The organism is Lysinibacillus sp. FSL P2-0066, assembly GCF_037969495.1.
GTDB lineage: Bacteria > Bacillota > Bacilli > Bacillales_A > Planococcaceae > Lysinibacillus > Lysinibacillus boronitolerans.
Genome location: NZ_CP150202.1, coordinates 1,753,682 through 1,772,726 on the forward strand (window position 1 = coordinate 1,753,682; position 19,045 = coordinate 1,772,726).

A 19,045-nucleotide genomic window follows, 5' to 3' on the forward strand; every position below is an offset into this window, starting at 1 on the left:
CTGCCCCAAAACGAGGCAGCCTACACGATTTTCTGTATCATTTCTACACGATTACCAAAGGGATCACGGAATTCAAAGCGCTCGTAATGGGGAAGAGGCACCGAATCGAGTATCTTGATTTGATGAGCTGCGAGTTTCTTCCGCCAATACTGAATATCCGCTACTTGATATGCAATATGCGCCTTTGTGGTCAAACGATCGAAGCCATCCTCTGTCCCTACATGGACTGTAACCAAAATCCCCCACGTCCTTTGAGAGAGTCAGGCTTCTCTAATTCTTGAAGTCCTAAGACATGACAATAAAAATCCTTCCCTTGCTCCTCACAACCTTTCGGAATTGTAATTTGCACATGATGTAAACCCATTATCATCTCAGACCACCCCCTTTTTTTCTTAATTATAGAGTAATTTCTAAATATTTGAAATGGATGGGAGGATAGAGCTTAAACTAGCGGATAGAACTTCAAAAGTGAAGGATAGCATTCTAAAACTAGCGGATAGAATCATCAAATTGAAGGATAGAGTTTAAACAGGTGGATAGAACTTCAAAAGTGAAGGATAGCATTCTAAAACTAGCGGATAGAATCATCAAATTGAAGGATAGGGTTTAAACTAGCGGATAGAACTTCAAAAGTGAAGGATAGCGTTCTAAAACTAGCGGATAGAATCATCAAATTGAAGGATAGAGTTTAAACAGGTGGATAGAACTTCAAAAGTGAAGGATAGCATTCTAAAACTGGCGGATAGAATCATCAAATTGAAGGATAGGGTTTAAACTAGCGGATAGAACTTCAAAAGTGAAGGATAGCATTCTAAAACTGGCGGATAGAATCATCAAATTGAAGGATAGAGCTTAAACTGGTGGATAGAACTTCGAAAGTAGCGAATAGCGCTTCAAATTAAGAGGATAAATCCTTAAAAGAGAGGGATAGCGCTCTAAATGTGAAGAAAGCTGTTAAGATTTAATACTATGGTATAATAATAAAAACGGAATAATAGGATAGAGGTACAAATTAGATTTGTTTAAAAGGGAAGATCGGTGTGAATCCGACGCTGTCCCGCAACTGTAAATGGGAGCACATTTCAACAGGCCACTGTTACGAGTCGTAATGGGAAGGTGAAAGGTGTGATGAACATAAGCCAGGAGACCTGCCTTTATCTAGTACAGCCAAAAAACCTACGCGGATAGGGGGTGTTGAGTGTGACTAGAGAATTTCTCCTGCATGCTCATAGTACGATGATTGCTAAAAAGGGTGCTTCTATGTTTAATAGAAGGCTTCTTTCCATTTGGCGATCACCGTATTATGTCGTGTATTTGTCATAGTAGACATCTTTCTAATGAGGGAAAGATGTTTTTTTATGTAAAAAATTAAAGGAGCGGTCCACATGAATCCACAAGTTGTTGAGTACTATGAAAGCTTATTCAAATTTGAAATTATGCAAGAGCCTAAACCCTTAAAGGAGCTTGTCGAACAATATGTTGGGCATGATGCTACACATGAGCAATCTATTTTAGCAGCATACGCAAATGTTTTGAAAGAATTAAGAGGATAGAATATGTTTGGCTACTTCGAAAAACGAAGTAGCCATTTTTTAATAAGCGCATGCTTTGACAATTAATAATAGTAGGCGTACAATTTCGTTGAACAATTGTTTTGAACGTTTGTTCAAAAAAGAGGTGAGAACTATCGATCAAAAAGAAAAAAATAAAGAGGTAAAGGATCAAATTTTACAAGCGGCAAAAACCTTGTTTTCATCAAGGGGCTTTGATGGTACCACGGTGAGACAAATTTGTGAAGAAGCAGATGTGTCACTTGCACTTGTTTCCTATCATTTTGGTGGCAAGGAAAATGTCTTTAATGCATTATTTGAACCGCTACGCCACACCTTTATGAATGCTCATTATGACGTTCAAGATTCAATCGGTGCGCTTCGTAGCTTTTGTCGTAACTTTGTTCTTTACCGAATCCAGGAGCATGAGTTAATTGATATATTACAGCAAGAAATAGTCATGAATAGTCCTAGGCTTGAGATGCTAAAGGATGTGTTTTTACCTTCCTGGGAGCAACTTCGGACAATTTTATTGGCTTGTCAGGAGCAACAGACCATTTACTTCGAGTCACTTGATGTTGCACTGAACTTTATTATGGGAACGTTAATGTATTCGTTGAACAATCCCTTTTTAAACCGTTCTTCATTACAAGCAACACCCGATCAGATAGCGGAGCTTGCAGTCAACTTCGTGTTCCATGGTCTTCAAACTAAATTATAAAAAGAAGGTAATAGGATGAAAGCAGCAAAATTTTACGGTGTAAAAGATATTCGAGTAGAGGAGGCACAACTGCCAGCACTAGAGCCAGGCATGGTGAAAGTAAAAGTTGCCTTTGCAGGAATTTGTGGTAGTGATTTACATGAATATGTTGGTGGGGCTTATGCATTCCGTACACAACCCGTATTAGGGCATGAATTTGCAGGTGTCGTTGTAGAGGTTGCAAAAGGCGTTACACAGACAAAAGTAGGAGATCGTGTGGCAGTGGAGCCACCAATTCCATGTGGTAAATGTGATAATTGTCGACGTGGCTATTCCAACTTATGTAAACGTGGTCAATCTTATGGCTATACAATTTCTGGCGGATTTGCAGAATATGCAGTTGTACAAGAAGAAAATATTCACCTTCTTCCTGACAATATGAGCCTAGAGCTAGGCGCACTTGTTGAACCTACAGCAGTAGCGGTACATGCAGTGCGTCAAAGTCAATTAAAGCTAGGCGATACAGCTGCTATTTTTGGTGCGGGTCCTATTGGATTATTGGTCTTGCAGGCTGTGAAGGCAGCGGGAGCAAGTGAAATTTTTGTCGTAGAGGTTTCGGATGAACGACGCCAAAAAGCACTTGAATTAGGCGCGACCTATGTCATTAATCCAATTGATACGGATGCAGTAGCGTTTATTCGTGAAAAAACAGCTGGTGGGGTCGATGTTGCGTATGATGCAGCAGGTGTGCAAGCAACATTTACTAGCGGTGTGAGTGCTGTTCATCCAGGCGGCGAATTTAAAATCGTCAGCGTATGGGAAAGACCTGTAGAATTTAACCCTAATGCGGTGGTTTCTCCAGAGGTAAAAATCAGTGGCTCGTTCGCCTATGTGAATATTTTCCCTGAAGTGATTCGATTACTTGCTCGTGGTGTGATTGATGGACAAGCTGTTATCACAAGCCAAATTGCTTTAGAGGATATCGTGGAAAAAGGCTTTGAGGCTTTAACAAAAGACCGTAGCCAATGCAAAATTCTTGTAAATATGAATATGTAATTTAATAAAATCATAGCCGAACTTGAGGTTTGGCTATGATTTTTTTGGCTACCTTAATAATATAATACCAATTGGAATACATTTGTTTGTCATAAAACTGCCTTTAGGACTTCATTCATATTTCACTTTTTACTTATATAATTAATCTGCTATAAATAGAGAGATTGGAGATTAAATATGAAAAATTTGCTTTATTCTAGATTTTGGCGGCTACATTTTTTCGCAGCACTTTTTATTACGCCTTTATTGCTGTCTCTCACATTGAGTGGGATTGGTTATTTGTTTTTTACAGATGTAGAAAATCGCTTATATGACGATTATTTCTTTGGTGAGAGCCATAAGGAAGAGGTCTTAACAATTGATGAGGCCGTGGAAAAAGCGGAGGCGGCATTTTCAGGATACTCTACTACAAAAGTGATTAGGTTAGAGGAGCCTTATAATACACGTTTAACTTTATCAAATGGTACTAAACAAAAGTACGTATTTTTAGACGATCACAATCAAATGGTTGGTAGTCAGGATGCCGATTATACATTTTCAAATATTATGCGAAATACCCATAGCTCTCTCTTTATTGGTGGTACCTTTGTAAACTATTTAGTGGAGCTGGCAGCATGTTGGACGATCTTTTTATTACTGTCAGGGCTTTATATGACATTCAAAGGAAATCTCTTAAAGAAGGGCAAGTCGGAGAATAAGAGACAAAAAAGTAAGAGGTTGCATGCACTTGTTGGGACAATCATTACGATTCCGATGGTGATGTTCATCTCAACAGGGCTATTATGGTCTGCTTTTCAAGGTTCCATGCTAGCAGATATAGCTTCAGAAAATCCTACTTTTGGGTATCCATTGCTCCAACAAAAGCCACCAACATCTGATGTCTCTGAAATACCATGGGCGACTCGTCAATTAGAGGCACCTACATCAGAAGGAGAACATGCACAACATCATGGCGGTGGAGCTGTCCGTTATACGAACGATAGTCAAATGACGATTGCTCAACTTGAAAAAGAAATTAATGCCATGAATATCGCTAAGCCTTATTCAATTATTTATCCGTCAAACGGTGAGGGCGTCTATACAGTGGCGAAGGCTAGTAATTCTGGTGTAACAGGGCTAGATGTAAAACCTACAGCGGAAGCCACAATGTATTTTGATCAGTATAGTGGCAAGTTTATCGATCAAGTGAATTATGACGATTATGGCCCATTAGCTAAATTCTTTACATGGGGCATACCATTACATGAGGGGCATTTATTCGGCTGGCCGAATAAGCTTTTAAACTTAGTGGTTTGTCTAGCCTTCTTAGCCGTAATCGTGTGGGGCATTCGCACTTGGATTTTACGTAGAAAAAAAGGGGAGCTGTCTGCGCCACCGCAAATTTCTCATAAAATATCCATGCCATTCATCATTTTCCTTGTCATTTTAGGGATTATGATGCCACTATTTGGTGCGTCATTAATCGCTGTAGTATTAATTGAATTACTCATTTTAGGTTGGCAAACAAAGAAGAAGCTAAGAGCACAAGAAACGAAATAAAGCAAAGGGATACGGCACAGCAGGATTGTGCCGTATTTTTTTGTTTATTTCATTTATTGGAACGCAATACTATACTGAAGCGGTAAAAATGTTTATAGATTTTTCAGCATGATTTTATAAAGTTTTAAGATTTGTATGGTACATTGCTAGTAGTTTCAGCTTATTGGGGGAATGTAGATGTCAATTAAAACAAGGTTTTTGCTATCATATGTGGGTGTCATAATCATTGCCATCACGCTATTACTAGCAGCGGTTTTTCTTTTTTCCTTTGCCATCACTGGTGATATTAAAGCGATTGAGCATTTTTATAAAAAATCTTATGTCCAAAAGCCTTTGACGACAGTAGAGGAAAATGCATTTCTAGATTTAAAATTACTAGCTAAAAATAATCCCCAGCAGCTTTTAGATCTCGAACAGCTTGAACAAATCAATGCGCCTTCGATAGAGATTGTGGTACGAAAAGATCATCAAATTGTTTATTCAACACAGAAAGAGCATAAACAATTATTGCTTCAAAGCTTACCTGGTTTTGAAGCGACCAATATTAATTCTCGTGACACAATCATGATCAATCAAGCCTTTTATACGTATGTCAAATTTGATTTTTATTTTCCAGATCAAACAGAGGGTAGTATTTTTGTATTGCGAGAGGTTAGTTCCCATGCAGAGGTAACGAGGGAGCTGTTACCGATTCTTTTAGGTATTTTATTCGTTCTGTTTATGATGATTATTGGCTTTTTAAATTATTTAGTCTCAAGAAGTATTATTAAACCGATTTCGGCATTAAAGGAAGGAGCAGAACGTATTAAATCGGGCGACTTGGATTTTGAGATTGCGACCCACTCGAAGGATGAAATTGGTCAGCTGAATCGATCCTTCGAGGAAATGCGAGTCAAATTAAAAGAATCCATCCAACTTCAGCTTCAATATGAGGAAAATCGAAAGGAGCTCATCTCCAATATTTCCCATGATTTAAAAACGCCGATGACTTCCATTATCGGCTATGTGGAGGGCATTAAAGATGGTGTGGCGAATACAGAGGAAAAAATGGATAAATATTTAACTACTATCTATACAAAGGCAAAGGATATGGATGTATTAATTGATGAGCTATTCTTATTTTCTAAATTGGATTTAAAAAAGATTCCCTTCCAGATGGAAAGCGTCAATCTTCAGCAATATATGCATGATTATGTAGAGGATGCAAGCTTTGATTTTATTGCACGAGACATTCATTTACACTATATAGCAGAAGGCTCGCCGCTTTTGGCTATGGTGGACCGAGATAAATTAAGACGTGTCCTGACAAATCTTTTAAGCAACAGCGAAAAATATATGGATAAGCCATATAAGCAAATCATTATTTCCTTGCATGAGCGAGCAGAGGATGCGATTATTCAGGTAACAGATAATGGTGCAGGCATTGATCCTGTCGCATTGCCCTATATTTTTGATCGATTTTACCGTGCGGAGCCTTCACGTAATTCGCAAACAGGAGGCAGTGGCTTAGGGTTAGCCATTGCAAAACAAATCGTTGTTGAAATGGGTGGCGATATTTGGGCAAAGAGTGAATTAGCAAAGGGGACGAGCATATTCATTTCATTGAAAAAGGCTGAGGAGAAGGTGAATCATCATGAAAAAAATTCTGCTAATTGAAGACGAAGTGAGCATAGCTGAGCTTCAACGAGATTATTTAGAGATTAATGGCTTTACAGTAGATATCCAACATCATGGAGAGGATGGGCTACAGCAGGCACTTAAAGGTAATTATGATTTAATCATTTTGGATATCATGCTACCAGGGATAAGTGGCTTTGACATTTGTAAACAGATTCGAGCCGTACACAATATTCCCATTTTATTTGTTTCAGCTAAAAAGGAGGATATTGATAAAATTCGTGGTCTTGGACTAGGAGCGGATGATTATATTACAAAACCATTTAGTCCGAGTGAATTAGTGGCAAGGGTCAAGGCCCATTTATCGAGATATGAGCGTCTGGCGACCCATCAACAAACAAATCATATGATGTCCATTCATGGTATTACAATCGATACTTCGGCTAGAAAGGTGTTTGTTAATGGTGAGGAGATTGCCTTTACAACGAAGGAATTTGATTTACTTGTCTTTTTTGTTAGACACCCCAATCAAGTATTAAGTAAGGAACAGCTATATGAGCGAAACTGGGGCTATGAATCAGCTGCAGACGTTTCGACTGTCACTGTTCATATACGAAAGCTACGTGAAAAAATTGAACGAGAGCCAGCGCATCCCAAGTTTTTGGAAACAGTATGGGGTGCAGGCTATCGCTTCAATGTTTAAGTAAAACTACCTCGTCCTTGTGGCGGGGTAGTTTTTTTAGACTTTTTTAAGAATTCGTTAATGGGCAATTTAGCATTACCGCTTACACTGAGGAAGGAAAGGCGGTGTATTAAAATTGAAAAAAAGGCAGGCAGTAATCATTGCATTAACATTTTTACTTCAAGGGTGTGCCTCAATTGATACAGAAACAATACAGCATGATAAAGGTGGGAGTGAAGTGGTGGGAACAGAATGGGCGAGTGAGTTGCTCAAGGCAGCTGAAAGGGGAGATATCGATGGGCTTCAACATGCTTTGAAACAAAAAGGGGACATCAATGTACAAGATTCAAATAATCGAACAGCTTTGATGATAGCTACCTATAATCAGGATATAGAGGCAGTTAAATTATTAATAGATGCAGGAGCAGATGTTAATATTCAGGATAATCAGCAAAATACGCCATTTCTCTATGCAGGTGCGGAGGGCTATCTGGCTATTTTAAAGATGACCATTCAAGCTGGTGCTGATCCGACTATTTTAAATCGATATGGAGGAACAGCACTCATACCAGCAGCAGAGCATGGTCATGTGGAGGTCATCGAGGAGCTATTGAGCAATACAGATATTGACGTCAATCATGTGAATCATTTAGGCTGGACAGCCCTGATGGAGGCGATTGTCTTAAATAACGGCAATCCAACACAGCAAACCGTAATACAACGACTAATTGAACATGGTGCTGATGTAAATATTCCCGATCAAAATAACGTGACACCTCTGCAACATGCAAAACAACGAGGATTTAAAGCAATCGAACAAATTCTACTTGCAGCAGGCGCAAAGTAACCCAAACTGTAGAGACGGCTCTCTACAGTTTTCTTAGTGTTGAAAAACAAAACAGTCAATTGAAAGGTAGAAATGGATTTCCGTTGCAGGCTACTTGCTTTCCTGTGGGCGAGCGCCGAATCACTTCCTCCGCTACCGCTCCGTTTAGAGTTTCGCCTGTCTTGCTATCCCACGGGAGTCAAGCAGCCTTCCACTTCAACCCACTAACTTATTAGCAAAGATTTTCAAATAAAGTGAAGGTGTTCACTACTCTTTATGAAGAGGTGTTGTCATGCTTCACTTCTCCACATTGAAAATAAGAACTTATCCCCTCTAAGAATACAGTTAATGGACGATTTGTTACTATAAAAAAGTAAAGACACTTTGCAGAATGGTTGATTGGAGTGGAGCCAGCGTCACTCCTAGGGGATTTAGCGTCACAGAGGAGACCCTGGAGCGAACGTAAGTGAGTGAAGCGGCTCATCGGACGCCCCCTGGAAAGGACGCTGGCGTAATGGAAATCAGCCCCTCGACTTGCAAAGTTGCTTTTTCTGGCGTTGACATCATCTTTTTTCAACAACATGCAAACTGTAGAGACGGCTCTCTACAGTTTTTTTGTTCTTAAATTATTTTTCCTATTTTTTAATTCTTTTTTAATAGTTTATTTATTAGCAGTTTAGATATGGACTTTATGATAAATTTTGTAAACCAAATTACACCATAAAGGAGAGTTCAACAAATGAAATTAAGAAAACGTATTGTCCCAGCAGCATTGGCTTTATCCGTAGTATCAGCAGGTCTAGTAACCATAGGCGAGCCATTAAATGCAGATGCGACAAGCAATAAAGCAGTAGAAGCGGAAAACGAGCAAGTAGCTAAAATTACAAACATCAAGCCATTAAATACAATGACACTACAAATTACATTTAATCAGCCCTTAGCAGCAGCTGATGTAGACCTAAATAATTTAGATGCTATAAAAAAACATTTTACGTTTAATGGAGATTTAGAGATTGTCAATGTGCCACGCTTAATGACAGGCGCTAAGAGTACATATATTGTACCAACAACATTCCAAGAAGATGATTTTATCTATACATTGAGCTATAAGGAGCAACGCAATAAAGTTTTTGAGGGCACAGATGAAAAGGTATATGTACGCAATGTGGAGCAAGTCACAAATGATACATTCACATTGGAATCCTTTCAGGAGGATGGCGTAGTAGATTATGCTAATATTATTGAAGCCTATCGCGCAGGTCGTGGAGATTTAGCATTTAGCTTAGATGGTCATAATCGAGATGCTAGCGGAAAACGCTTTGATGTTATTTCTTCATTACGTGATCGCTTTGTGACGGTGAGAACAAGTGAGGGAGAAGAGTTTGTTGCTAATTATGTACCATTTACACAAGCAGCTGATGGCAGACAAGCTCCTCAATTTAGACTCCCTGCTGGCAAACTTTTAAAACCAGGTGTGACTTACCGTGTGTACGCACAATGGGCGGAAATAGATGTAAAGAGCTTTGTGGCGAAAGAAATCGCGCCATTCACTCTGCAATCAGCGAAAGCCATGGATGAAAAATCCTTTGAATTACAATTAAGAAACGATCCGCAATCTGATTTACTTGCTGGTCGAAGTGTAGCGTTAAAAGGCAATGATGGGAGTACATTGCAAGCACAATATCGTTATTCATCACGTAAAGGTGCTGTGGGCATTTTTGATCTAACGAATGGTGGTACGTTGAAAGCAAATGTCAGCTATACCGTAATCCCATTAAACAACTGGGCTACAGCAACAAATGTAGTTCTACAAGGAAAATAAACGTTCTTTTGCTTAATAAAATAATGAATCTGTCATTTGAAACCTAATAAATGGAACATATTTTATGCTAACATTGTAAAAATCTCGTCACAGCTGTGGCGAGATTTTTTTTATAGCCAGCCTTTTTCACCTGCTACCTGAGCGGCTTGCTGTCTGGATTCAACTTGTAGCTTCTGAATAGAGGTTGATAAATAATTGCGAATCGTGCCCTTCGTTAAAAATAATTGCTTACTAATCTCGTTTGTGGTCAAGCCCTTCTTGACTAGCTGAAGTACCGCAATTTCTCGCTCATTTAAAGGGTTTTGCTCCTTCATAAATAAGGAGGCGGCTAAATCCTTACTGACCACCTTTTCTCCCTGCATGATTTTTCGAATAGTAGCAATTAAATAATCGATGGGTTCATCTTTCAATAGATAGCCGTGTACCTCGCAATCCATTGCCTTCTGCAAATAGCCAGGACGTGCGAAGGTTGTTACAATCATTACCTTGCAAGGGAGGTTGGCTTGTTTAATTTTTTCAGCAAGCTCAAGCCCTGATAGATGGGGCATTTCAATATCGACTAGGCAAATATCTGGTGGCTCCTGCTGGATCAATTCCCATGCTTGTTGACCATCCGCCACCTCAGCTATGACCTCAATATCAGGCTCAAAGGCTAGTAGCGAAGTTAGGGCACCACGTAACATTTGTTGGTCTTCTGCTAGTAATACACGTATCATGTTAGAGGCTCCTTTCCATCTTGAATTGGTAGAGTAAGTGTGACGCTGGTGCCGATAGGTGTGTCACTTTCAATCAGGGCATAGCCTTGCAGCATATGCATTCTTTCTTTAATGGAGTGGATGCCATTCCCACGTCCCTGTGACTGTAAACCGATGCCATCGTCTTTCATCACAAGTGTATAGTGTCCAGCACAGCATTGAATGGTGAAATGACATTTTTTTGCCTGACTATGCTTGAGAATATTCGTAGTCGTCTCTCGTACACATAGAGCAAGCATCGTTTCCTCCACACTAGAAAGTACGATTTGAGGACATTGATTGTCAAGGGTTGTGGTAATATTCGCGCTTTGTAAAAGCTGTTGGCAATGGACAAGCTCTGTTTGCAACGAAATAAAATTCATATCAGACACTAACTCACGTACCTGTTTTAAGGCGGTACGGGTAGTGGCTAATATGTCATGTAGCTCAGGCTTCACGCTTGAAGGATCTCTATCAATCAGTTTGGTCGTTAGTTCGGTTTTTACTTTAATCATTGTGAGCGTATGGCCAATTGTATCATGAAGGTCTCTAGCGATCCGTTGTCGTTCCTCTTGCTGAACAAGCTGTGTATTAACGTCTGCTAGCTCAGCTTGCAGATTTTTCGACTTTTCCACAAAATAAATGAGTACCGGGAGCACTAGCTGAAACATCATAATCGGTACTAGCACCTGTGATTCCTTTGGTAAAAGGGAATCTGTTGTCATGGACAAAACCGTCAAAAACATGGCAGCGATGGCAACAATCCCACAGGCAATATGCCATTTTGATTTCGCCCGTCCTAGCAAATCGGCAAAGGTAAAGCCAAAAATAAGCATAAAAGGATCGACAAAAATGCTAAGTAAGGCAATAAGAACAAAGGCTACTAGAGAGGCGACAAGTAGCCTCCAATCTCGATGCCATAAAGCGATGTAGAAGGCTATTAGATATAAAAGGAGCACTGTTATTTTCATAGCTAAGGGAAGGGAATGAGACCCGAGTACTAGCGCGAATAAGAAAATGACAGAAGCGGCATCAATGATTAAATAATGCTTAATTTGTTCTCTTGGATATAATTTTATTACTAGCACCATCCTTTGTTGCTAATTACTGTGTCATCGCTTGAAGGGCTTTTTTACGAATCCATTCCATAGGGCCCATTTGAAATTGCTGTAGCCAAGCGAACGCTATAACAAGTTGTAAGATTGATAGAGATAGCCAAATACCAATGACAGTGATGCTATTGACTTGCCCACCTAAGCCAAGCCCCCAACCATAAAAAATCATCGACGCAAGCACGTTTTGGAGGACATAGCAGCTTAAAGACATTTTACCGACATGAGCAAAGCGCTGCCAAAGCCAGTCTAGCTTCTTATATTCTACCAGTTTACCTAAAATTCCAATATAGCCAATGGATAAAATAGGGGCACAAAGGTAGCGAACAGGTAAATCAAAAAGCCCACCAGGAATAAAAATAAGCAGATTGATAGGAAAACCAATGAATACACCGATTTTAAATAGCTTTTGTCTAGTTTGGCGTCCTTTGTCTGTTGGTGAAAATACCTCATTACGCATAAACTTCACGCCAAGTAAAAATAAAAAGACATTCATTGGGATAATAAATATTGCTTCTGAGCGATAAAATAAAAAGTTTGTGAGACGATGCTGCACCTGCGCAAACCATGTGCCATGCTCATAGAGCTCAGTAACGGATGCCATACCATTTAAGGAAACACCAGCTCCTTGTAAGGTACTGATAAAAATAAGCAGAATCAATAGGATGTGAAAGCCACCAAAAAAATAAAAGGCTCCTGTCATGAACTTGTCACCTAAACGTACAATAAAAGCGACGATGAATGCTGTGACAGCATAGCTCATTAAAATATCATATTCCATCACCAGGGTGTAGTGCAGCAATCCCTCCAATCCTAAAAAGACGATAGTCCACAGATACACGCCAGGCCAAGCTGTACCTCTTCGTAAGGCTTGCTGATATTTTAATTGTAAGCCTACCCCAAACATAATTGTTAATAATCCAAGTAGCTTACCATTAACGAAAAATAATACGACCATACGTAAAAAATCATTGAAGGACCACCAACCAGAATGGTCACTTGTTGTGATATACGATAAATCGCCAAGATAAGCAAAAATCCAAATATTTGTGCCGAGCGTTCCTAAGACGGCAAAGCCTCTTAACATATCGATAAAGGGAAGTCTTTGTTGTGTTTGCATAAGTTCGATCACTCTTTCTTTTTTTTCTTACCTTAAGGATAAGAAAATCTCTTAAGAAAACCTATTCACACCAGTCAAAAAATCTTGATGACAGGTGTCATAAAGTTTGCTGTGACAGCACAAAAAACCAGCAACGCTTTTGCTGCTGGCTCATTACTTTGTACAGGTATAGATGCGATAGTCTAAAATATTTTCGTATTTTTCATTCATGGCAATATGCTGATCCATGATTTCATAGAACTCGGATTCCATATGTGAGGAAACTTGAAATTCAGGCTTGGATGAGATGGATTTATTCTTTTGTATACGTATTTCATAAAAGCCAGCCTGATGTAGGAGTCTTACCCAATCCTTTTTCATGAGGAGAGACTGAAAGCCGTAAAATTGTTGGATGTCGTCTGCAAGTTCGGTGCGAAGTGTTTTGGGAATGGTGAATTCTATAGCAATGAAGCGGCCACCTTTCTTTAATAAACGATAAATTTCCTGCAAAGCCTGCTGCAAATTAACAAAGGCCAGAACCGACTCAGCTAGAATCAAGTCAAATGACTCGCTCCCTAAGGAGGTTTGTTCAATAGAGCCTTGTATAAGTTTGACAGGTAGACGGGCTTTATGCATACGCTGACGCGCCTTTTCTATCATGATGGGCTGAATATCGAGACCTGTGACGTTTGCTTGATAGGAAGATGCTAAATAAGCAGCCGTTTGTCCTGTACCACATCCCACATCTAAAATATATGCGTTTTGCTCAATATTCTCTGCTTGCAAGACAGCCTTTGATAGATTAATGCCCCCAGGATGGGCGCCTCCAATCCCGAACTTAGCTAAAAAGGTAAGATAATGAGAGTCTTGAATAGTACCACCTTCTTTTTTCTTATAGTATGACAGGGAAACTAGTATGGTTCCCTTATTATTTTTAACCTCTTCTTCAAAAGTCTAATTCGCTATAAAAATTTCCACATATACTAGTTAGAAGGCTTTCCGATAGGGGGTGTATAAATGCCATATTTTCAGCCGAATGCTAGAAGAGGTCCATACCCGCCAAACAACAGGCAATATTTTGGCCCACCTTTTCGAGGTAGAATGGTGCAACCATACTATTCTCCCAATCAACAACAGCAAGGCTCTAGATTAGGAAATTTACCAGATCATTTAAATACAATTATGGGGCATGCTGGGACGATAACAAATGGAGTAAATATGTTGAGACAGATGGGAGCGCTATTAAGTTTATTTAGATAAAAACTAGAAACCCTCTTAAGATCATGATCTTAAGAGGGTTATATTTAGGTTTAACGGGCTGGTGCAAATTGCTTTTCGATAATTGAGCGATTTTTCTCTTTAAATAGCTCATTATGTGAGGACACCATGCCATGACGATAGGCAGTTGGTTCTAAATACGTTTTAATAGAATTGACCGCATTGGCTGCATCTTGGAATGTCCCAAGTAGCAAATTGATTTTTCCATCAAATGATAAAATATCACCCGCAGCAAAAATACCAGGATGGGCTGTTTCACCTGTTGCTTTTCCTTCAAAATAATAATCATCCTTTTTCGGAATGGCAATGGCCTCGTCAAATGCAAGAGACGCCTCACGATTATAGCCATGACTGACAATCACCTCATCGATTTGACGCGTATAACTTTGCTTTGTTAGCGTATTCTCGCATGTCACTAATTGAATAGCCGTTTTATCAGCATTTGCGGAAAGCTTTGTAATGGTTGTATTACACTCAATGCGCACACCTGCTTTCAGTGCTTCCTGTACAGTGGCTTTTTTGGCAATCGGACTTAATTCAACAGCCCAATCAATGGCTGCATTACCACCGCCTGAGATGATGATATCCTTATCGACAAAACGTTTATACGATTGCACAGTGTAATGTAGATTGGACATTTCATATTTTTCAGCGCCTTCAAGTGTTAGCTTTTGAGGGCTAATAATGCCGCCACCTACAGCTAACAGTACCGTTTTAGAATAATGCTTTTCACCTGCTGCTGTATGAATGACAAAAATATCATTGTGACGTTCAATTAAATCTACTTTTGTACCTGTCAAAATTGTAGGATCAAATGTTTTGGCTTGCTCGATTAATTGTTTAACAAATTGTTCACCCAAAACGGGAGGATGTCCCCCAATATCCCATATCAGCTTTTCAGGATAAAGTAATACTTTACCGCCAAGCTGTGGTTGACTTTCTAATAATTTTGTTTTTAAACCCCGTAAACCACTATAAAAGGCACTATATAAGCCAGCTGGGCCACCGCCAATAATTGTCACATCATACACATGCTGCATTTTTATTGCCACATCCTTAACAAATAGTAAAAAAGTAATTGACAAAATCTTATCAGGTAACTAGACTAATTCTAGTGATAATGATTATCATTTTTAGCTTTGAATATCATAGCATGGAAAGAAGTAAAAAGAAAGTGAGGGTCCGATTTGCGTTTAGAAGTTGAATCGATTCGTGTTGGTTATGAGAATAAAACGATTGTGCATGACTTATCGCTGCAAATTCCTGATGGCAAAATCACGACAATCATTGGTTCAAATGGTTGTGGAAAATCAACCTTGTTAAAAGCTATCACACGGATTTTAAAGCATGAGAGTGGACAGGTCATATTAGACGGTCAAAATATTTCCAAGATGAAAACAAAAGAATTAGCAAAAGAACTGGCAATCTTACCACAGAGTCCAGAAAGTGCACATGGTTTAACAGTGGAAGAGCTTGTATCCTACGGTCGATTTCCTTATCAAAAGGGCTTCGGGAATTTATCACAAAAAGATAAAGATGTTATTGGCTGGGCTTTACAGGTAACCAAAACAGAAGAATTCCGTTTACAATCTGTAGATGCTTTATCTGGTGGACAACGTCAGCGCGTATGGATTGCGATGGCCTTGGCCCAAGAAACCGACATTATCTTTTTAGATGAACCGACAACTTATTTAGATATGGCTCATCAGCTAGAAGTTTTAGAGCTACTTTACAGGCTGAATGAAGAACAGGGGCGCACGATTGTCATGGTCCTCCATGATTTAAATCAAGCGGCACGTTTTTCAGATTATATTGTAGCGCTTTCACAAGGTGAGCTTGTAAAATTCGGAACGGCTGAAGAAGTGATGGTTCCAGAAGTATTGAAAAAAGTATTTAATATAGATGCAGTTATTGGCAAAGATCCACGAACGAACAAACCAATGTGCATTACATATGACTTATTACAAACCATTTAAAAGGAGAATAACAATGAAAAAGTGGCTATTACCAATGTTTATGATGCTTGTGCTAGTACTTGCAGCATGTGGCAGTAAGGAAGAAAAAACAGAGAAGGCTGATGAAGGCTCAAAAGAGGAAGCTTCAACAGAAACAATCACATATCAATCAGAGTCAGGTCCTGTAGAAGTACCAGCAAATCCGAAACGTGTTGTTGTACTATCTTCTTTTGTAGGAAGCTTATTACAGCTTGATGTAAATGTTGTTGGTGTGGATGCATGGGCAGCAAAAAATCCCAACTTCGAAGATGCGATTAAAGATGCTGTTGTAGTTGAAAATACAGATATTGAAAAAATTCTTGAGCTAGAACCAGATTTAATTATTGGCTTAAATGGTATTGAAAATGCTGATAAATTAGCAGAAATCGCGCCAACTGTATTATTTACGTATGGTAAAGTAGACTATTTACAGCAGTTCATCGAAATCGGTAAAGTGGTGAATAAAGAAAAAGAAGCAACTGCTTGGGTAGAAGATTTTAAAACACGTGCAGCAGAAGCTGGTAAAAAGATTAAAGAAAAAATCGGTGAAGATGCGACTGTAACAGTAGCAGAGAACTTTAATAAACAGTTCTATATTTATGGCGATAACTGGGGTCGTGGAACAGAGATTTTATATCAAGAAATGGGCTTGAAAATGCCTGAGAAAGTAAAAGAAACAGCGTTAGAGCCTGGCTACTATGCTATTTCTCAAGAAGTTTTAGGGGAATATGCAGGTGACTATGTGATCTTCAGTATGTTCCAAGATCAAGATAATTCCTTTACAGATGCAGCATGGTTTAAAGATTTAGAAGCAGTGAAAAATGGTCATTTATTTGAAGTGAATGCAAATGCCTTCTATTTCAATGACCCTATCACATTAGAACATCAACTGAAGTTCTTTGAAGAGAAATTTTTACAATAATTAGTAGAGAGTAGCGAAGGCGAATGACAAAGTTTCGAAAGCTTCCATTTTGGCTTCAAGTATTGCTTGCATTGCTTGTATTAATTGGTACTGCCAGTATCTCGCTGTGCTTAGGGGCAGCGAATACAAGCATTCAAGATGTCTTTCAAGCAATTGTCGGACAAAGTGGAGGTAAACATTACACGATTTTACGTGAAATTCGATTTCCTCGTATCATTGCAGCTATTTTTGTTGGGAGTGCCCTCGCAGTCGCTGGGGCGATTATGCAAGGGGTTACACGGAACCCATTAGCTGATCCAGGGCTGCTTGGTTTAACGGCAGGGGCAAATGCTGCCCTTGCTTTAACAATGGCATTTATCCCTAAATTCTCGTATTATACGTTAATTTTAGCCTGCTTTATTGGCGCTGGAATTGGAATGATGTTAGTTTATGGGATTGGTGCCTCTACTAAAAAAGGCTTTTCCCCTTTAAAGCTTGTTTTAGCTGGTGCAGCTGTCACAGCATTATTACAGGCAATTGCTGAGGGGACAGGTATTTTATTTCAAATCTCCAAAGATGTTTCGATGTGGACAAGTGGCGGTTTCATTGGCACGACATGGCAGGCTTTATTGATCGTACCCGTTATTATTATTGGCTTACTGCTTTCATTTGCGTTTAGTCGTCAATTAACGATTTTAAGCTTAAATGAGGAAGTAGCAGTGGGCGTTGGACAAAACACTACACTCGTAAAGGGTGTCATGATGTTCGTTGTGGTTATTCTGGCTGGCTCTGCTGTGGCTCTCGTAGGGAATCTAGCTTTTGTTGGCTTAATGGTACCGCATATTGTCCGTGCGTTTGTAGGGACAGACTATCGTTATGTCTTACCGATGAGCGCCATTGTTGGTGGCTGGTTTATGGTGTTGGCTGATTTTGCAGGGCGCATGATTAACGCACCTTATGAAACACCAGTTGTCGCCATTATTTCAATTTTAGGTCTTCCATTCTTCCTACTATTAGTGCGGAAGGGAGGGCGTCAATTTGTTTAAAGAAGGTCGCAGAAAACAACGTAAATGGTTACTCATATGGCTTGTGGTAACCTTGTTCATTTTTATTTTAGGGATTTCATTAGGTGCTGCTTCGGTATCTATTGACCGCATTCTTCCAACCTTACTGGGAGATGGTAGTTTTAAGGAGTCCTTCGTGCTTTTTTCAGTCCGTTTACCAAGAATGTTTGTGCTAGCGGCTGCGGGTATGGCATTAGCACTGGCAGGGGCCGTATTGCAGGGCGTAACCCGCAATGATTTAGCAGACCCAGGAATTATTGGTATTAGTGCTGGCGCAGGTGTTGGGATTACTGTCTTTTATTTACTAGTAGATGGCGACCTTCCTCACTTTGCCTATATTTTACCGATTGTCGGCTTTTGTAGTGCCTTAGTGACAGCACTGGGCATTTACTTTTTCTCTTATCAGCGTAATAAGGGTGTCCATCCTGTGCAGTTTATTTTAGTAGGGGTAGGCGTAGCATCAGCCTTATCAGGGGTCATGATGGTATTAATATCCTCTGCTGAGCGGAGTGATGTACAATTTATTGCACAATGGCTAGCCGGAAATGTGTGGGGCACAGATTGGCCATTTTTCTGGGCGCTAATGCCTTGGCTTGTACTAGGTATCCCTTACATTTTCTATAAAGCCAATGTTTTAAATGTCTTGGCCATGACGGAGCAAACAGCAGTCGGTCTTGGTATGAACATTGGGCGAGAACGTTTCCGATTATTAATTGTTGCGGTTGCACTAGCGGCTGCCGCTGTATCCGTAACAGGTGGTGTAGCCTTCATCGGTTTGATGGCTCCTCATATTGCAAAACAGCTCGTTGGTCCGCGCTACCAATTCTTTTTACCACTGACGCTTTTCATTGGCGCAAGCTTGCTAATGCTGGCTGATACCATCGGACGTGTTGCTATTGCAAGTGCAACGGTTCCTGCTGGGATTGTTGTTGCATTTATTGGCGCACCCTACTTTTTGTATTTATTGCGTAAAAATGTGTAGGCACGTATTAGTTATTGCTCACAAAAACAGTCTTTCGATCTAATAAAAATTGTGAAAAGAAGATTTTACATCATCTACCTTTCAAGTTT

Annotated in this window: 18 protein-coding genes, 1 pseudogene and 1 riboswitch; of the genes and pseudogenes, 13 read left to right on the forward strand and 6 right to left on the reverse strand. The window is 39.6% G+C overall.

The window, feature by feature from the left end; translation table 11 throughout:
* Positions 1-20: 20 nt before the first annotated feature.
* A pseudogene (locus tag MKZ14_RS08440) lies at positions 21-370 on the reverse strand (VOC family protein).
* Positions 371-986: 616 nt separating this feature from the next.
* A riboswitch (cobalamin riboswitch) is annotated at positions 987-1,171 on the forward strand.
* A gap of 214 nt (positions 1,172-1,385) precedes the next feature.
* On the opposite strand from MKZ14_RS08440, the gene MKZ14_RS08445 reads away from it, so the two are divergent.
* From MKZ14_RS08445 to MKZ14_RS08480, 8 genes are all read left to right on the forward strand, one after another.
* The gene (locus tag MKZ14_RS08445; RefSeq protein ID WP_333004399.1) at positions 1,386-1,553 is read left to right on the forward strand and encodes a hypothetical protein; all 168 of its coding nucleotides are present in this window, start codon (positions 1,386-1,388) and stop codon (positions 1,551-1,553) included.
* Between the two features lie 88 nt (positions 1,554-1,641).
* Entirely contained in the window at positions 1,642-2,271 is a 630-nt protein-coding gene (locus MKZ14_RS08450; RefSeq protein WP_333004401.1) for a TetR/AcrR family transcriptional regulator, read from the forward strand.
* 15 nt (positions 2,272-2,286) lie between these two features.
* Positions 2,287-3,306, forward strand: a complete 1,020-nt coding sequence (locus MKZ14_RS08455) for a 2,3-butanediol dehydrogenase (protein ID WP_333004402.1) — start codon at positions 2,287-2,289, stop codon at positions 3,304-3,306.
* Between the two features lie 177 nt (positions 3,307-3,483).
* Positions 3,484-4,845, forward strand: a complete 1,362-nt coding sequence (locus MKZ14_RS08460) for a PepSY domain-containing protein (RefSeq protein WP_339280798.1) — start codon at positions 3,484-3,486, stop codon at positions 4,843-4,845.
* A gap of 177 nt (positions 4,846-5,022) precedes the next feature.
* Positions 5,023-6,501: a HAMP domain-containing sensor histidine kinase gene (locus tag MKZ14_RS08465; protein ID WP_333004405.1), complete on the forward strand. Its 1,479-nt coding sequence runs from the start codon at positions 5,023-5,025 to the stop codon at positions 6,499-6,501.
* Entirely contained in the window at positions 6,479-7,165 is a 687-nt protein-coding gene (locus MKZ14_RS08470; RefSeq protein ID WP_048390285.1) for a response regulator transcription factor, read from the forward strand. Before MKZ14_RS08465 ends, MKZ14_RS08470 begins: the two co-directional genes overlap by 23 nt.
* Positions 7,166-7,280: 115 nt before the next feature.
* Entirely contained in the window at positions 7,281-7,991 is a 711-nt protein-coding gene (locus MKZ14_RS08475) for an ankyrin repeat domain-containing protein (RefSeq protein WP_082148102.1), read from the forward strand.
* 718 nt (positions 7,992-8,709) lie between these two features.
* A complete protein-coding gene (locus tag MKZ14_RS08480) occupies positions 8,710-9,792 on the forward strand; it encodes a hypothetical protein (RefSeq protein ID WP_339280799.1) in 1,083 nt (360 codons plus the stop codon).
* Positions 9,793-9,902: 110 nt separating this feature from the next.
* On the opposite strand, the gene MKZ14_RS08485 is transcribed toward MKZ14_RS08480, so the two are convergent.
* The 4 genes from MKZ14_RS08485 to MKZ14_RS08500 form a co-directional block, all read right to left on the reverse strand.
* Complete coding sequence (locus tag MKZ14_RS08485; protein WP_004229368.1) at positions 9,903-10,508, reverse strand: response regulator transcription factor; 606 nt, start codon at positions 10,506-10,508, stop codon at positions 9,903-9,905.
* A complete protein-coding gene (locus tag MKZ14_RS08490) occupies positions 10,505-11,617 on the reverse strand; it encodes a sensor histidine kinase (RefSeq protein WP_333004411.1) in 1,113 nt (370 codons plus the stop codon). The genes MKZ14_RS08485 and MKZ14_RS08490 overlap by 4 nt, the downstream gene beginning before the upstream one ends.
* A 13-nt stretch (positions 11,618-11,630) precedes the next feature.
* Positions 11,631-12,758 (reverse strand): DUF418 domain-containing protein, encoded by a 1,128-nt coding sequence (locus tag MKZ14_RS08495; RefSeq protein ID WP_258859332.1) that lies wholly within the window; start codon positions 12,756-12,758, stop codon positions 11,631-11,633.
* A 153-nt stretch (positions 12,759-12,911) separates the two neighbouring features.
* Positions 12,912-13,523: a class I SAM-dependent methyltransferase gene (locus tag MKZ14_RS08500; RefSeq protein ID WP_333004414.1), complete on the reverse strand. Its 612-nt coding sequence runs from the start codon at positions 13,521-13,523 to the stop codon at positions 12,912-12,914.
* 231 nt (positions 13,524-13,754) lie between these two features.
* Between MKZ14_RS08500 and MKZ14_RS08505 the strand changes: the two genes are divergently transcribed.
* On the forward strand, positions 13,755-13,997 hold the full coding sequence (locus MKZ14_RS08505; protein WP_016995552.1) for a hypothetical protein: 243 nt from the start codon (positions 13,755-13,757) through the stop codon (positions 13,995-13,997).
* Between the two features lie 50 nt (positions 13,998-14,047).
* Here the strand turns inward: MKZ14_RS08505 and MKZ14_RS08510 are convergent, their stop codons facing one another.
* Positions 14,048-15,055 (reverse strand): NAD(P)/FAD-dependent oxidoreductase, encoded by a 1,008-nt coding sequence (locus MKZ14_RS08510; RefSeq protein ID WP_333004417.1) that lies wholly within the window; start codon positions 15,053-15,055, stop codon positions 14,048-14,050.
* A gap of 147 nt (positions 15,056-15,202) precedes the next feature.
* Between MKZ14_RS08510 and MKZ14_RS08515 the strand changes: the two genes are divergently transcribed.
* From MKZ14_RS08515 to MKZ14_RS08530, 4 genes are read left to right on the forward strand one after another with little or no spacing between them, the layout of a single operon-like run.
* Positions 15,203-15,991 carry an ABC transporter ATP-binding protein gene (locus tag MKZ14_RS08515; RefSeq protein WP_048390300.1) on the forward strand — a complete coding sequence of 263 codons (789 nt, stop codon included), beginning with the start codon at positions 15,203-15,205 and terminating at the stop codon, positions 15,989-15,991.
* Positions 15,992-16,004: 13 nt separating this feature from the next.
* Positions 16,005-16,931: an iron-hydroxamate ABC transporter substrate-binding protein gene (locus MKZ14_RS08520; protein ID WP_048390303.1), complete on the forward strand. Its 927-nt coding sequence runs from the start codon at positions 16,005-16,007 to the stop codon at positions 16,929-16,931.
* Positions 16,932-16,954: 23 nt separating this feature from the next.
* The gene (locus MKZ14_RS08525) at positions 16,955-17,956 is read left to right on the forward strand and encodes an iron ABC transporter permease (protein WP_333004420.1); all 1,002 of its coding nucleotides are present in this window, start codon (positions 16,955-16,957) and stop codon (positions 17,954-17,956) included.
* Entirely contained in the window at positions 17,949-18,956 is a 1,008-nt protein-coding gene (locus MKZ14_RS08530) for an iron ABC transporter permease (protein WP_016992070.1), read from the forward strand. The genes MKZ14_RS08525 and MKZ14_RS08530 overlap by 8 nt, the downstream gene beginning before the upstream one ends.
* The last annotated feature ends 89 nt before the right edge of the window (positions 18,957-19,045 follow it).

Excerpts from the sequence above, each read along its gene's own strand:
- MKZ14_RS08490 (WP_333004411.1), bottom strand. The coding sequence starts at position 11,617 with ATGGTGCTAGTAATAAAATTATATCCAAGAGAACAAATTAAGCATTAT.
- MKZ14_RS08460 (WP_339280798.1), top strand. The coding sequence starts at position 3,484 with ATGAAAAATTTGCTTTATTCTAGATTTTGGCGGCTACATTTTTTCGCA.
- MKZ14_RS08525 (WP_333004420.1), top strand. The coding sequence starts at position 16,955 with ATGACAAAGTTTCGAAAGCTTCCATTTTGGCTTCAAGTATTGCTTGCA.
- MKZ14_RS08520 (WP_048390303.1), top strand. The coding sequence starts at position 16,005 with ATGAAAAAGTGGCTATTACCAATGTTTATGATGCTTGTGCTAGTACTT.
- MKZ14_RS08505 (WP_016995552.1), top strand. The coding sequence starts at position 13,755 with ATGCCATATTTTCAGCCGAATGCTAGAAGAGGTCCATACCCGCCAAAC.
- MKZ14_RS08485 (WP_004229368.1), bottom strand. The coding sequence starts at position 10,508 with ATGATACGTGTATTACTAGCAGAAGACCAACAAATGTTACGTGGTGCC.
- MKZ14_RS08480 (WP_339280799.1), top strand. The coding sequence starts at position 8,710 with ATGAAATTAAGAAAACGTATTGTCCCAGCAGCATTGGCTTTATCCGTA.
- MKZ14_RS08510 (WP_333004417.1), bottom strand. The coding sequence starts at position 15,055 with ATGCAGCATGTGTATGATGTGACAATTATTGGCGGTGGCCCAGCTGGC.
- MKZ14_RS08470 (WP_048390285.1), top strand. The coding sequence starts at position 6,479 with ATGAAAAAAATTCTGCTAATTGAAGACGAAGTGAGCATAGCTGAGCTT.
- MKZ14_RS08465 (WP_333004405.1), top strand. The coding sequence starts at position 5,023 with ATGTCAATTAAAACAAGGTTTTTGCTATCATATGTGGGTGTCATAATC.
- MKZ14_RS08445 (WP_333004399.1), top strand. The coding sequence starts at position 1,386 with ATGAATCCACAAGTTGTTGAGTACTATGAAAGCTTATTCAAATTTGAA.
- MKZ14_RS08495 (WP_258859332.1), bottom strand. The coding sequence starts at position 12,758 with ATGCAAACACAACAAAGACTTCCCTTTATCGATATGTTAAGAGGCTTT.
- MKZ14_RS08455 (WP_333004402.1), top strand. The coding sequence starts at position 2,287 with ATGAAAGCAGCAAAATTTTACGGTGTAAAAGATATTCGAGTAGAGGAG.